13 protein-coding genes are annotated in these 13081 nt (G+C 72.5%); 8 read left to right on the plus strand and 5 right to left on the minus strand.

Annotated elements, in window-relative coordinates; all coding sequences use genetic code 11:
* Nucleotides 1-10 precede the first annotated feature (10 nt).
* The 3 genes from IO24_RS0108355 to IO24_RS0108365 are packed head-to-tail and all read left to right on the plus strand — an operon-like array spanning nt 11 to nt 4245.
* On the plus strand, nt 11-1519 hold the full coding sequence (locus tag IO24_RS0108355) for a sugar ABC transporter ATP-binding protein (protein WP_037667598.1): 1509 nt from the start codon (nt 11-13) through the stop codon (nt 1517-1519).
* Nucleotides 1516-2499 carry an ABC transporter permease gene (locus IO24_RS0108360; RefSeq protein WP_031133480.1) on the plus strand — a complete coding sequence of 328 codons (984 nt, stop codon included), beginning with the start codon at nt 1516-1518 and terminating at the stop codon, nt 2497-2499. The genes IO24_RS0108355 and IO24_RS0108360 overlap by 4 nt, the downstream gene beginning before the upstream one ends.
* 48 nt (nt 2500-2547) lie before the next feature.
* The gene (locus tag IO24_RS0108365; protein WP_031133482.1) at nt 2548-4245 is read left to right on the plus strand and encodes an amidohydrolase; all 1698 of its coding nucleotides are present in this window, start codon (nt 2548-2550) and stop codon (nt 4243-4245) included.
* A gap of 7 nt (nt 4246-4252) precedes the next feature.
* Here the strand turns inward: IO24_RS0108365 and IO24_RS0108370 are convergent, their stop codons facing one another.
* From IO24_RS0108370 to IO24_RS0108380, 3 genes are read right to left on the minus strand one after another with little or no spacing between them, the layout of a single operon-like run.
* Nucleotides 4253-5134 carry a metal ABC transporter permease gene (locus IO24_RS0108370; protein WP_031133484.1) on the minus strand — a complete coding sequence of 294 codons (882 nt, stop codon included), beginning with the start codon at nt 5132-5134 and terminating at the stop codon, nt 4253-4255.
* The gene (locus IO24_RS0108375) at nt 5131-5979 is read right to left on the minus strand and encodes a metal ABC transporter ATP-binding protein (RefSeq protein ID WP_031133486.1); all 849 of its coding nucleotides are present in this window, start codon (nt 5977-5979) and stop codon (nt 5131-5133) included. Before IO24_RS0108375 ends, IO24_RS0108370 begins: the two co-directional genes overlap by 4 nt.
* Nucleotides 5976-6902: a metal ABC transporter solute-binding protein, Zn/Mn family gene (locus IO24_RS0108380; RefSeq protein WP_031133488.1), complete on the minus strand. Its 927-nt coding sequence runs from the start codon at nt 6900-6902 to the stop codon at nt 5976-5978. The genes IO24_RS0108375 and IO24_RS0108380 overlap by 4 nt, the downstream gene beginning before the upstream one ends.
* 184 nt (nt 6903-7086) lie before the next feature.
* Between IO24_RS0108380 and IO24_RS0108385 the strand changes: the two genes are divergently transcribed.
* The 4 genes from IO24_RS0108385 to IO24_RS0108400 all read left to right on the plus strand — a co-directional run bounded on the left by IO24_RS0108385 (nt 7087) and on the right by IO24_RS0108400 (nt 10030).
* Nucleotides 7087-7767 carry a helix-turn-helix transcriptional regulator gene (locus tag IO24_RS0108385; protein ID WP_031133490.1) on the plus strand — a complete coding sequence of 227 codons (681 nt, stop codon included), beginning with the start codon at nt 7087-7089 and terminating at the stop codon, nt 7765-7767.
* Nucleotides 7764-8744, plus strand: a complete 981-nt coding sequence (locus IO24_RS0108390) for a pyridoxal-phosphate dependent enzyme (protein ID WP_031133492.1) — start codon at nt 7764-7766, stop codon at nt 8742-8744. Before IO24_RS0108385 ends, IO24_RS0108390 begins: the two co-directional genes overlap by 4 nt.
* 60 nt (nt 8745-8804) lie before the next feature.
* Nucleotides 8805-9164: a cupin domain-containing protein gene (locus tag IO24_RS0108395; protein ID WP_031133493.1), complete on the plus strand. Its 360-nt coding sequence runs from the start codon at nt 8805-8807 to the stop codon at nt 9162-9164.
* A gap of 161 nt (nt 9165-9325) precedes the next feature.
* Nucleotides 9326-10030 carry an SDR family oxidoreductase gene (locus tag IO24_RS0108400; protein WP_031133495.1) on the plus strand — a complete coding sequence of 235 codons (705 nt, stop codon included), beginning with the start codon at nt 9326-9328 and terminating at the stop codon, nt 10028-10030.
* Here IO24_RS0108400 and IO24_RS0108405 read toward each other — a convergent pair whose 3' ends face one another.
* On the minus strand, nt 10031-11389 hold the full coding sequence (locus tag IO24_RS0108405; protein WP_031133496.1) for a vWA domain-containing protein: 1359 nt from the start codon (nt 11387-11389) through the stop codon (nt 10031-10033).
* Nucleotides 11386-12243: an AAA family ATPase gene (locus IO24_RS0108410; RefSeq protein WP_031133497.1), complete on the minus strand. Its 858-nt coding sequence runs from the start codon at nt 12241-12243 to the stop codon at nt 11386-11388. Before IO24_RS0108410 ends, IO24_RS0108405 begins: the two co-directional genes overlap by 4 nt.
* A 146-nt stretch (nt 12244-12389) precedes the next feature.
* On the opposite strand from IO24_RS0108410, the gene IO24_RS0108415 reads away from it, so the two are divergent.
* Nucleotides 12390-12962: a TetR/AcrR family transcriptional regulator gene (locus tag IO24_RS0108415; protein WP_031133500.1), complete on the plus strand. Its 573-nt coding sequence runs from the start codon at nt 12390-12392 to the stop codon at nt 12960-12962.
* Nucleotides 12963-13081: the final 119 nt, after the last annotated feature.

Raw genomic sequence — 13081 nt, forward strand, 5'->3', positions numbered from 1 at the left:
GGCCGGCACCATGACGACCACGAACCTCCGCATCAGCGGCCTGACGAAGTCCTTCGGCGGCGTCAGGGCCCTCGACGGTGTCGACCTCACCGTCCCCGCCGGGCAGGTGCACGCCCTGCTCGGCCACAACGGCGCCGGCAAGTCCACCCTCATCAAGTGCCTGGGCGGCGCCTACCCGCCCGACGCCGGCACCATCGAGGTCGGCGGGACGTCGTACACCCGGCTCACCCCACGCGAGTCCATCGCGTCCGGCGTGGCGATCATCTTCCAGACGCTCAGCGTGGTCGACGCTCTGACCGTGGCGGAGAACATCTTCCTCGGCCAGGAGTGGACCCGGCACGGCCGCATCGACCGGCGTGCCCAGGAGGAGGTCGCCGCCGGGCTGCTGGAGCGGGTGGCCGCGAAGTGCTCCCCGCGTGACCGGGTGGGTGATCTGCCCATGGGCCAGCGCCAGTTGGTGGAGATCGCCAAGGCCCTCAGCCGCAGCGCCGCTGTCCTGGTCCTCGACGAACCGACCGCCGCCCTGTCCGGCGCCGAGACCGACGCCCTGGCGGAACGCGTCGAGGACCTGCGCACCCAGGGGCTCGCCATCGTCTACGTCACCCACCTCCTGGGGGAGGTGGAACGGCTCGCGGACGCCGTGACCGTGCTGCGGGACGGGCGGGTGGCCCACCACGCGACGGTGCCGGGGCAGACACGCCGGGAACTGGTGGAGGCGATCGCGGGACGGCCGGCGGAGGTCGCCCGGAAGTCCTCGCGACCTCCCGCCCCGCCCCGGCTGGTCGCCGAAGCCTTGCGAGGACCCGGCTTCGGGCCCGTCGGCCTCTCCGTCGCCGAAGGCGAACGCGTCGGTCTGTTCGGGCTCATCGGCTCCGGCCGCACCCGCATCCTGGAGACCCTCTACGGCAGGCGCCGCGCCACCGCCGGCACGATCCGCGTCGGCGGCCGTACCGTCACCCCCGCCCGGCCGGCCGACGCGCTCGCCGCCGGGATCGCGCTCGTACCGGCGGACCGGCGGGCCCAGGGCCTGTTCCCGTCGATGACCGCCCAGGACAACGCCCTGCTCCCCTCGGTCGGGCCCCTGTCCCGCCTCGGGGTACGGGCGTTGCGCGACGAGCGGCGGGTGTTCGGCGCGCTGGCCACATCCGTCGGACTGCGCCCGGCCCGGCCCCGGCTGCCGGCGGGCGCGTTCTCCGGCGGCAACCAGCAGAAGCTCGTCCTCGGCCGGTGGATCAACGAGGCCCGGCACGTGGACGTGCTGCTGCTGGACGAACCGACGCAGGGCGTCGACGTGGGGGCTCGGCAGGAGATCTACCGGGTCGTGTCCGCACTCGCCGAGGACCGCGGCACCGCCGTGCTGTTCGCCTCCAGCGACCCCGAGGAGATCGTGGCGCTCGCCGACCGCTGCCTGATCGTCGCCCGGGGACGGATCGTCGGCGAACTCTCCGGCACCGAACTCACCGAACAGGCCTTGCTGTCGGCCGTTCACGACCCCCTGACCGCCGAAGGAGCAGCATGACCACCGCCGACCCGGTCCTCCCGCGGCCCCGCCCGATCGCCACGGGCGGCCTCGCCGCCGTACGCCGCAACCCGCTCCTCGTCGTGCTCGTCGCGATGGTGCTGGTCTTCCAGCTGACCACGGGCAGCTTCCTCGCCCCGGCCAACCTGAGCGGCATCGCCACCGACGCCGCGACCCTCGCCATCGTCGCCGTCCCGCTGGCCCTGCTCGTCATCAGCGGCTACCTCGACCTGTCGGTGGGCTCCACGCTCGCGCTCGGCGGGCTGGTCGGGGGCTGGCTGGCGGGGCAGCACCACCAATCGCCCGCCGTCGCCCTGCTCGGGGCGCTCGCGGCCGGGGCACTGGTCGGCGCGGTGAACGGCGTCCTGTGCTGCTGGTTCGGCCTGTCCGCGTTCATCGTCACCCTCGGCATGCTGACCGCCGTACGCGGCCTGGCGCAGCAACTGTTCCCGCTGCCGCTGAGCGGCTTCGGCTCCGGCTTCGCCTGGATCGGCGGGGCCCGCGTCGCCGGGATCGCCGCGCCGGTCGTCGTCGCGGTGCTCGTGCTGGCCGCGGGTGCCCTGTTCCTCGCCATCACCCCGGCCGGCCGGCACGTCTTCGCCATCGGCGTCAACCGGGAGGCCGCCCACCTCTCCGGCATCCACATCCGTCGCACCCCGTTCGCACTGTTCGTCGCCACCGGTGTGGCCGCCGCCCTGGCCGGAGCCATCAAGGCGTCGGTGCTGGACAGCGCGGTGGCCGGCACCTCCGGAGCCGGGTTCGAACTGACCGTGCTCACCGCGGTGCTGCTCGGCGGCGTCGCCCTCACCGGCGGCTCCGGCTCCATCCTCGGCGTGCTGCTCGGCGTGCTCTTCCTCGGCGGCCTGCAGAACGGCCTGACCCTGCTGAACGTGCCGACGTTCTGGCAGCAGATGGCCCAGGGCACCGCACTGGTGGCCGGCGCGGCGCTGGCGTACTTCGCACCCCGCACCGGGCGCTGATCCGCCCACCCCACTGAAATGAGGTCATCCGTGAGCGACACCGCATCGATGAGCGACACCGCTCCCACCCTCGTCCTGACCGGCGGTCAGGTCCTCACCGTCGATGCCGGGTTCTCCGTCTTCGAGGGCGTGGCCGTGCGCGGCCGGGACATTCTCGCTGTCGGCAGCGACGCGGAGATGCGCGCCCTGGCCGGTCCCGGCACCCGGATCGTCGAACTGGGCGGCCGGACCGTGCTGCCCGGCATCAACGACTCGCATCTTCACGGAGCCGCCTACGGCATGACGAAACCGCCGTTCGCCCTCGACGTGGGCCACCCGTCGGTCGGTTCCGTCGCCGACATCGCGGCGGTCGTCGGCCGTGCGGCACACGAGACCCCGGAGGGCGACTGGATCATCGGCCTGGGCTGGGATCCCGGCTACCTCGCCGAGTGCCTCGCCGACCCGGGCCGCTTCCCGCACCGGCGGGACCTGGACGAGGTGGCACCCGGTCACCCGGTCTGCCTGACCGACTTCTCCTCGCACATGGTGTGGGTCAACTCCGAAGCCCTGCGCCGCTGCGGCATCGACGCGGACACCCCGGCCCCGCCCGGCGGTGTCATCGACCACGACCCCGACGGCCGGCCGGCCGGCATCCTGCGCGAGTCCGCCGGGCGGCTCGTCCAGGCCGAACTGCCCGCCCCGACCCAGGCCCAGCGTCGCCGGGCGATCCAGGGCGTGATCCGTGAACTGCACTCCCGCGGCATCACCAGCTACACCGAGCCCGGCCTCGGCCCGGGCGGCGCCGGCTCCCTCTTCGGCGGTCTGAGCACCGACAACTGGACCGCCTACGCCGACCTGGCCGCGAGCGGAGAGCTCCAGGCCCGCGTCAGCGTCCTGCTCCTGCCCGCCCCCATGGGCGGCTCCGCCGACGACGTCCGCAAGGGACTGGCCGAACTGCGCCGCCCCGAGTCGGCCGACCCCCGGCTGCTGCGGGCCATCGGCGTCAAGATCTTCGCCGACGGAGTGCCGCCCAACCGCACGGCGTGGATGAGCGAGCCGTATCCGGACGGCGGTCACGGTGCCCTGTGCGTGCACGGGGACACGCCCGCACTCCAGGTGCACGAACTGCGCGAGATGATCAGGCTCGGGCACGAGGCCGGCTTCCAGCTCGGCGTGCACGTCACCGGCGACCGGGCCATCGACCTCGTGGTGGACGCCTTCCTCGCCGCGAACACGGCCGCACCCCGCCCCGACGCCCGCCACTACGTGATCCACGGCGACTTCATCAGCCCGGACAGCCTCGCCAAGCTCGCCGCGCACGGTTACGGCGTCAACATGAACCCCGCCATCAAGTGGACCATCTCGGACCTGATGGACGAGGTCGTCGGCCCCGAACGCTCCGCCTACCAGTGGCCGGTGCGCTCCGCGCTCGACGCCGGGGTACGGGTCTGCGCCAGCTCCGACGCACCCATCACCGAGCCCGACTGGCGTCAGGGCGTGGCCTCGATGATGCTGCGCGAGTCCAAGGCCAGCGGCCGCCCCAGCGGCCCCGAGCAGTGCGTGCCCCTCGCCGACGCCCTGCGGGCCTACACCTTCACCGCCGCCTGGCAGGACTTCGCCGACGGCTGGAAGGGCACCCTGGAACCGGGCCGGGCCGCCGACCTGTGCGTCCTGGACCGGCCGCTGCTCGGTCTCGACCCGCACGAGATCACGCAGGTGCAGGTGGATCTCACGGTCTTCGACGGGCAGGTCGTCTTCGAACGGTGAGCCCTGTTCAGGCCGTTGGCACCGCCGTCCGCCGCGCCCCCCACCGCCGGTTCCGGTACCGGCCGGCCACCCGGCACACCGCGTAGACCGTGAACGAGATCGTCGTGACGTAGGGGCTGATGGGGACGCTGCTGCCCAGGGCCAGCAGGATGCCGCCCTCGATCGAGGCCACGGCGAACAGCACGCTCAGCACGGGCAGCAGCACGGGCGAGGCCGTGACGCGGGCGGCCGCCGCAGCCGGGGTGACGACGAGGGACAGCACCAGCAGCGCGCCGACGATCTGTACCGACAGGGCGACCGCGAGCCCGAGGACCAGCATGAAGGCGAAGGACAGCGCACGCACCGGCACCCCGCGGGCCTCGGCCACGTCCGGATCGGTGCTGGCGAAGGCGAGCGGGCGCCACATGACGACCAGGGCCACCAGCACCAGGGCGGAGGTGCCGAGCAGCCACGACATCTGCGGGGTGTCCACGGCCACGATCTGCCCGGTGAGCAGTCCGAACTTGTTGGCCGCCCGGCCCTTGTAGAGGGCGAGGAAGAGCACGCCGAGTCCCAGGCCGAACGGCATGATGATGCCGATCACCGAGTTGCGGTCCCGGGCCCGTGTCCCGAGGACGCCGATGACGCCGGCCGCGAGGAGCGAACCGACGATCGAGCCCCCCACGATGTTCGCGCCCAGCAGCAGTGCCGCCGACGCGCCCGCGAAGGACAGCTCGCTGATGCCGTGCACGGCGAACGGCAGGTCCCGCATCAGGACGAACACCCCGGCCAGCCCGCCCACCAGACCCAGGGCCACGCCGGCGACGAGGGAGTTGCGGACCAGGGCGAGGAGCTCGCCGTAGTCGGTGAAGTCGAAGATCTGGTTCCAGATCCCGTCGGCGAGTGTCATGCGCGCACTCCGTCCGTCTCGTGAGACCGCCCGGGGTGGTGCGGCGGTGTAGCCGTCTCGTCGGGCGCTCCCGCCACCACCACCCGGCCCCCGACGCGCAGCACGTCGACCTGCGTGCCGTAGAGGCGGGACAGCGACTCGGAGGTCAGCACCTCGTCCGGGGTGCCGACGCGGTGGCCGCCGCGGGCCAGGTACAGCACCCGGTCGACCATGCCCAGGACCGGGTTGATCTCGTGTGTCACGAACACCACCGCCGTGCCGTGGGAGCGACGCCGGGCGTCGATCAGCTCGGTGACGGCCCGCTGGTGGTTCAGGTCGAGCGACAGCAGCGGCTCGTCGCACAGCAGGAGGCGGGGGCCGGTCGCCAGGGCCTGCCCGATGCGCACGCGCTGCCGCTCGCCGCCGGAGAGCATCCCGAGCGGGACGTCGGCGTAGGACGCGGCGCCGACCGACTCGAGGATCTCGTCCACCCTGCGGCGGATACCGCCGGTGCGCAGCCGCGGCCCGAAGCGGTGGCCGTCGATGCCGAACCGGACGAGGTCGCGGGCGCGCAGCATGGCCTGCGCGGACAGCGCCGCCTGCTGCGGGACGTACCCGATGTGCCGGGCGGCCTGACGCGCGGGCCGGCCGAGGACCGTCAGCGTGCCTGCGGACAGCGGCTGACGGCCCAGCAGCGCCCGGACGAAGCTGGTCTTGCCCGCACCGTTGGGGCCGAGTACGGCCAGGAACTCCCCAGGGCGTACGTCGAGTTCGAGGCCGCTCCACACCTCGCGGTCGCCGTAGGACAGGGCGGCTGCGCGCAGAGCGACGACAGGCGTGCCGTCCTGCCGGGGTATCGGGGTCACTTGGCCAGCGCGCTCGCGAGCGCGTCGACGTTGGCGGTCATCCAGCCGAGGTAGTCCTTGCCCTTCGGCAGAGTCTCCGTCACGGGCACGACGGGGATGCCGGCCGCCTTGGCCGCCGCCTCGGTCTTCTCCGTCTGCGGTCCGGAGGTCTGCTCGTTGTAGACGAGTGCCTTCACCTGCTTGCCGCTGAACAGCGCCAGGTTCTCCTGGAGGATCCGCGGCGAGACGTCGTCGCCCTCCTCGATGGCCTCGCTGAACGCCGGGGGCGTCCTGTCGACCAGGCCGCTCGCCTCGGTCATGTAGAGCGGCACGGGCTCGGTGATCGCCACCCCCTCGCCGCCGTGTTCCTTCTTGATCCGCGCCTCCTTGGCCTCCAGCGGCCCGAGCTTCGCCTTGAAGGCGGCGGCGTTCTTCTCGAAGGCGGCCGCGTCGCCCGGGTCGGCCTCGGCGAGGGCGGCGGAGATCCGGTCGGCGACCCTGGCGACGGTGGGGAAGTCGTACCAGACGTGCTCGTTGAGCTCGCCGTCCTTCGGCGCGGTCCTGCCGGACACCTCGACCGCGTTGATCACCTCGGCGGAGTCGTTGTGGCCGCTTTTCAGCATCCGGTCGACGAAGTCGTCGTAGCCGCCGCCGTTCTCGACGACGACCTTGGCCTTGGACAGGGCCAGCTGGTTCTGGGGGTCGGCCTCGTAGGAGTGCGGGTCCTGGTCGGGGTCGCTGATGAGCGAGGTGACATCGACTCTGTCGCCGCCGATGCGCTGGACGATGTCGCCGTAGACGTTCGTGGAGGCGACCACGGTCACGCGGTCCGGCGCGCTCTTGGCGGCGGCGTCGGCGGAGTCCGACGAGCTGCCGCATCCCGCGAGCAGGGCCAGTGACGCGCTGGTCAGCAGCGCGAGGCGGCGGGACGTGGACAGGGGCATGGCTCCTCCAGGAAGGGCGCACAGGGGGTTGCTCGGCAGGCGCCACGCTAGATGGGAATGAATGTCAAGAGCGTGTTCCAGTCGAAGTCATGTGACAACCATTGCCGATTGTTGGAGATCGGCTGGACTGTCTATCCAACAGCTGGACTTGTGGTCTAAAGTGGTGAAGGTGAGAGGAGGCAGGATGGACAGCGAGCTGAACGCCGAGCGGGATGCGATCCTCGCCGCGCTGACCCCGGTCGTGGACGGGATCGCCGTGACATTCGGACCGATGTGCGACGTCGTGCTGCACGACTACCGGAGCCCGGAGAAGTCGGTGGTCGCCGTGGCCGGCTCGGTGACCGGGCGGACGGTCGGCGGCGCGATGAGCGAGATCGGTATGCGCGTCCTCGCCCGCGGCGACGCGGCGGCCGACGAACTGAACTACGTCACCCGCACCCGGGGCGGGACGCTGGTCAAGTCCTCCACGATGGTGCTGCGCGACTCCACGGGAGCCGTCTTCGGCGCCCTCTGTGTCAACGTGGACGTCGGCGCCGTCACCCAGGCCCACGGCCTGCTCGGCGCGCTCGCCGGACTCGGCGCCGCCCCGGCGGAGCTGCCGACCACCACCTTCGGCAACGACATCGACTCCGTGGTCGACGCCCTCGTCGACGCCCACCAGTCGAAGCAGCGGGGCAGCTGGGCGGAGCTCGACCGTGCGGAGCGCCTGGAGCTGTTCGGCGGGCTGGACACCCGTGGTGTCTTCGCCGTGCGCGGCGCCGTCGAGCAGGTCGCCGCCCGGCTCGGCATCTCCCGCGCCTCCGCCTACAACTACCTGTCCCGGGCCCGGGCGGCCCACGACACTTCCACCGGAGGCTCCGCGTGACGACCACCACCCCACCGGTCACCCTCGACGACGTCCGCGACGCCGCGGCCCGGCTCAAGGGCGTCGCCCACCGCACGCCCGTGCTGCGCTCCCGCACCCTGGACGCGCTCGCGGGTGCCGAGATCTTCCTCAAGTGCGAGAACTTCCAGCGCGTGGGCGCCTTCAAGTTCCGCGGCGCCTACAACGCCGCCTCCCGCCTCACCCCCGAGCAGCTGTCCCGGGGCATCGCCGCCTACTCCTCCGGCAACCATGCCCAGGCCGTCGCCCTGGCGGCCCGTGAGCTGGGCACCACCGCCGTGATCGTCATGCCGCAGGACGCCCCGCCGTCGAAGCGTGCGGCCACCGCCGGATACGGCGCCGAGATCGTCACGTACGACCGCTACACCGGCGACCGCGTCGCCATCGCCGAGGCGCTGGCCGCCGAGCGCGGTCTCGCCCTCATCCCGCCGTACGAACACCCGCACGTCATGGCCGGACAGGGCACGGCCGCTCTCGAACTCCTCGAAGAAACAGGGGAGTTGGGTGCTCTGCTGGCACCGGTCGGCGGCGGCGGGCTGATGGCCGGCAGTGCCACGGCCGCCAAGGGCCTGCACCCGGGCATCCGTACCATCGGCGTCGAGCCGGAGGCCGGGGACGACACCAGGCGCTCGCTGGAGGCAGGCCGGCGTATCAGCATCCCGGTCCCGCGCACCATCGCCGACGGCCAGGCCCTGCACACTCCCGGAGAGCTCACCTTCTCGGTCAACCGGCGGCTCCTCGACGACGTCGTCCTGGTCTCCGACGACGAGATCCGGGACGCGATGCGGTTCGCCTTCGAACGCCTGAAGATCGTCGTCGAGCCGAGCGGCGCCACCCCGCTGGCCGCCCTGCTCACCGGCCGGGCGGGCGCACTGCCGGAACGGGTCGGCGTGATCATCTCCGGCGGCAACGTGGACGCCGGGCGCTTCGCCGAGCTCTGCGGCAGCGGCGCCCCCTGATTGGCGCCGCCTGCCGGGCGGGCGGACGATGGAGGCAAACCCTCACCGAGGAGGAGCGTCATGCTTGAAGTGAAGACGCTCGACAAGCCCGACGAGCGGCGCGACTACCCCCGAGGCCACCTGGAAGCCGTCCACATGACAGGACTGGACTTCGCCGTGGCCGTCTTCGAGCCGGGCTGGCGCTGGTCCGAGTCCGTGGCCCCGATCGCCGGGACGGACAGCTGCCGGATCCACCACAACGGCTATGTCGTCTCGGGCCGTATGCACATCCGCATGGACGACGGCGCGGAGAGCGAGGTGGGCCCCGGCGACGTGTTCGTCTGCACGCCCGGCCACGACGCCTGGGTCGTCGGTGACGAGCAGTGCGTGGTGTACGACTTCGCGGGCAGCATGGCCAAGGAGTACGCCAAGAAGGGCTAGCGCTCGCGCCGAGCGCCTTTCGCGCAGGGCCATGAGGGTGCGCCCGGCCCCGGCCGGCCGTCTCCCACACCCTGCCCTTGCTCCCGGAAACCGATCGGTTTACACTTCCCGGCATGGGAAACCGATCGGTTTCCGAGCTGAGGGCAATGAGGGAGACTCCCATGACCGCCATCGAAGGTTCCGTCGCTCTGGTCACCGGCGGCAGCCGCGGCATCGGCCGGGCGCTGGTCGCGGCCCTGTACGAGCGGGGCGCACGCAAGGTGTACGCCACCGCCCGCGACCCGCGCACCGTCACGCACCCGGACGCCGTGCCGCTGGCCCTGGAGGTGACCGACCCCGCGTCCGTCGCCGCGGCGGCCGAGCAGGCGCAGGACGTCACCCTGCTGATCAACAACGCCGGTGCGTCGGTGAACGCGAACTTCCTCGACTCGCCCGTCGAGGACGTGCGCCGCGAATTCGAGACCAACTTCTACGGGCCGCTCCTGGTGACCCGCGCCTTCGTCCCCGTCATCGAGCGCAACGGCGGCGGCCACATCCTCAACGTCCACTCCGTGCTGTCCTGGATCGGCCTCGCCGGCTCCTACAGCGCCTCCAAGGCCGCCTTCTGGTCACAGACCAACTCGCTGCGCCTCGATCTGAAGCCGCGCCGGATCGACGTCACCGGCCTCCACGTCGGTTACGTCGACACGGACATGACCGTCGCAGTGGACGCCCCCAAGTCCACGGTCGCCTCCGTCGCGGCCCAGGCCCTCGACGGTATCGCGGCCGGTGCGTACGAGGTGCTGGCCGACGACATCTCGCGGCAGGTCAAGGCCGGACTGGCGGCCGACCCGGCCGCCCTCTACCCGCAGCTCACCGCCGCCTGATCACACCGGCAGCAGCCGCGCCACCAGTGCGCTCAACTGCCGGGCGTTGCGGCACTCGTGCATCTCGGCCAGCTCGGCGTAGGCGGGCGCCACGGAGTCGCCCGTCCCCCAGCGGGAGCGCTGCTCGGGGTTGAGCCAGTGGACGCGGCGGGCGCGTTCGGTGATCCGCCGCAGGGCGGGCAGGTTCGGGTCGCTGCGGTTCGTGCGGGCGTCACCGAGAACGAACAGGGTCGTGCGCGAACCGACCGCGTCCGCGTACCGCTCGGCGAACTCGCCCAGTGCCATGCCGTAGTCGCTGCTGCCGTGGAAGCCCGTGACCGCCGCCTCGGCCTGGATGCGGGAGCCCAGCCCTTCCGGGTCGGCCCTGCCGTGCTCCAGCAGTCCGGTCACCTCGTCGATCCGGTTGACGAAGGCGAACACCCGCACCTTGCTGAACTGGTCGTGCAACGCCTGCACCAGCAGCATCGTGAAGTCCGAGAAACCGGAGACCGACCCCGACACATCGCACAGCAGCACCAGTTCGGGGCGGGCGGGACGTCGTCGGCGCAGTACCGGCTTCATCGGCACCCCGCCCGTCGACAGCGAACCGCGCAGAGTCCGCCGCAGATCGATCGCGCCCCGGGACGCGCGACGGCGCCGGGCCGCCAGCCGGGTCGCGAGCTTGCGGGCCAGCGGCTGAACCGTCCTGCGCAGCTCGGCCAGCCGGTCCTTCCCGGCGAACAGGAAGTCGACCCGGTCGGCGGTCGGGGCCACCGCCCGCCGGGCGATCTCGTCCCGGCCGCGCCGTTCGGCGGCCCGCCGCCGCGCCTCCGCCGCGACCATGGCCCGGAAGGTATCGACGCGCCGCCGGATCTCGTCCTCCAGCAGCCGGTCCGCGAACCCGGAACTTCCGCCCTGCGCACGGATGTTGTCGCGGACCCGGGCCAGCAGGGTCTGCGGCCGCAGCCGTTCCAGCGTCTGGTACGAGGACCAGCCGTCCGACTCCGGCGAGGAACCGTAGCCGCCGAAACCGTCGACCGCCTCGATCGCCAGCCGGCCCAGCGTCTCCTGGTCGTCGGCTGTCAGGGCGTCGGCCAGCCGGTCCCGCAGGTCCTCCCGCCCCGCCGCCCGCTGCTCCGGGCCGCCGACTCCGCGCGGGAAGTAGAGGTCGAAGACCGGGTCGAACACCTGCCGTTGCCCGGGCCCGTGCAACAGCGTCGCCGCGAGCCCCTCGCGCAGCAGCTCCCGGTCCGCGAGGCCGAGTTCCTCAACCGCCCGCCCCGCGTCCACCGTCTCGCCGGTGCCGATCCGCACGCCGTGCGCGCGCAGCGCCCCGACCAGGGACGTCAACCGCTCGGCGACGCCCGACGGCGTCGTCACAGGGCGTCCAGGTCGAGCTTGGCGGACGCCTTGAGGACGTCGTCCTGATGCTTGAGGAGCACACCGAGCGTGGCCCGCACGACCGTCTCGTCCAGCGAGTCGGCCCCCAGCGCGAGCAGGGTGCGCGCCCAGTCGACGGTCTCGGCGACCGACGGCACCTTGCGCAGGTCCATCGCCCGCAGCGCGCCCACGACCCGGACCACCGAGCGGGCCAGCGCCTCGTCGAGGCCCGGCACCTTCAGCCGTACGATCCGGCGTTCCAGCTCCTCGTCCGGGAAGCCGATGTGCAGGAAGAGGCAGCGGCGGCGCAACGCCTCGGACAGCTCCCGGCTCGCGTTGGAGGTGAGGACCACGAAGGGGCGGCGGGTCGCGGTGATGGTGCCCAGTTCGGGAACGGTCACCTGGAAGTCGCTGAGCACCTCCAGCAGCAGGCCCTCCACCTCGACGTCCGCCTTGTCGGTCTCGTCGATCAGCAGCACCTTCGGGTCCTCGCCCCGGATGGCGGTCAGCAGGGGCCGCGTGAGCAGGAACTCCTCGCTGAAGATGTCCGTACGGGCCTCGTCCCACGTCTCGTCGCGGCCCGCGCTGATGCGCAGCAGCTGCTTGGCGTGGTTCCACTCGTACAGGGCGCGGGACTCGTCGACCCCCTCGTAGCACTGGAGGCGCACGAGCCGGGCTCCGGCGACCTCGGCGACGGCCTTGGCGAGCTCCGTCTTGCCTACGCCGGCCGGGCCCTCCACCAGGAGCGGCTTGCCGAGGCGCCCGGCGAGGAAGACGGTCGTGGCGACGGCGGGCGAGGCGAGGTAGCCGGTCTCGGCGAGGCGTGCGGAGACGTCGTCGACGGATGTGAACAACGGGGCCTCCGGGGCGGCGGAGAGGGGCGAACGGTCAGGGCACTATCTAAGCGCTTGTTCACCCGCGCTGTCACGAGGGTTCCGGTACGGGGTCAGGCCCAAAACCGATCGGTTCCCAGGGGCTGTGGCGCGGTACTCTCGCCCGTATGGCCACATCCGACCAGGCGTCCACCAGGGACCGGCTCCTCGACGCGGCGGCCGAGCTGTTCTACCGCGAGGGCGTCTCCCTCGGTGTCGAGACGCTGTGCCGGAGCGCCGGGGTCTCGAAGCGTTCCATGTACCAGCTCTTCGCGAGCAAGGACGAGGTCCTCGCGGCGAGCCTGGCCCGGCGGCTGCCGGAGTACGAGGAGCGGCTGGCTCCCGGCCCGCAGGAGGAGGCCGTCAGCCCGCGCGAGAGCATCCTGCTCGTCTTCGAACGGCTGGAGAAGGCGTCCGCCGAGCCCGCCTACCGGGGCTGCCCCTATCTCGCCGCGCTGGTCGAGCTGAAGGACCCCGAGCACCCGGCGAGCACCGTCGCCCGGGGAGCGAAGCAGTGGCTGCTGGAGTTCTTCCGCTCGCGGGCCGAGGAGGGCGGGGCGCGGGACGCGGAGCTGCTCGCCCGTCAGCTGATGCTGGTCTTCGACGGGGCCAGCGCCCGGGCCGGGGCGAAGATCGAGACCCTGGACGGCCTCACCACGACCACCGTGACCGCGCTCCTGGACGCCTCCGGCACGCGCTGAGGGGTGGCCGCCGCGGCGACCGCCCCTCCACCAGGCCCTCCGCTCAGGCGGCCGACACCCCCGCCCGCACCGCCGGGGCGCAGCGCCCGCCGTGCGGTGGCCGGGCCGTCCAGTCCGAC

This window comes from Streptomyces flavovariabilis, from assembly GCF_000725785.1.
In the GTDB taxonomy this organism is placed as follows: Bacteria; Actinomycetota; Actinomycetes; order Streptomycetales; family Streptomycetaceae; genus Streptomyces; species Streptomyces hawaiiensis.

Excerpts from the sequence above, each read along its gene's own strand:
- IO24_RS0108355 (WP_037667598.1), top strand. The coding sequence starts at position 11 with ATGACGACCACGAACCTCCGCATCAGCGGCCTGACGAAGTCCTTCGGC.
- IO24_RS0108360 (WP_031133480.1), top strand. The coding sequence starts at position 1,516 with ATGACCACCGCCGACCCGGTCCTCCCGCGGCCCCGCCCGATCGCCACG.
- IO24_RS0108365 (WP_031133482.1), top strand. The coding sequence starts at position 2,548 with ATGAGCGACACCGCTCCCACCCTCGTCCTGACCGGCGGTCAGGTCCTC.
- IO24_RS0108370 (WP_031133484.1), bottom strand. The coding sequence starts at position 5,134 with ATGACACTCGCCGACGGGATCTGGAACCAGATCTTCGACTTCACCGAC.
- IO24_RS0108380 (WP_031133488.1), bottom strand. The coding sequence starts at position 6,902 with ATGCCCCTGTCCACGTCCCGCCGCCTCGCGCTGCTGACCAGCGCGTCA.
- IO24_RS0108385 (WP_031133490.1), top strand. The coding sequence starts at position 7,087 with ATGGACAGCGAGCTGAACGCCGAGCGGGATGCGATCCTCGCCGCGCTG.
- IO24_RS0108395 (WP_031133493.1), top strand. The coding sequence starts at position 8,805 with ATGCTTGAAGTGAAGACGCTCGACAAGCCCGACGAGCGGCGCGACTAC.
- IO24_RS0108400 (WP_031133495.1), top strand. The coding sequence starts at position 9,326 with ATGACCGCCATCGAAGGTTCCGTCGCTCTGGTCACCGGCGGCAGCCGC.
- IO24_RS0108415 (WP_031133500.1), top strand. The coding sequence starts at position 12,390 with ATGGCCACATCCGACCAGGCGTCCACCAGGGACCGGCTCCTCGACGCG.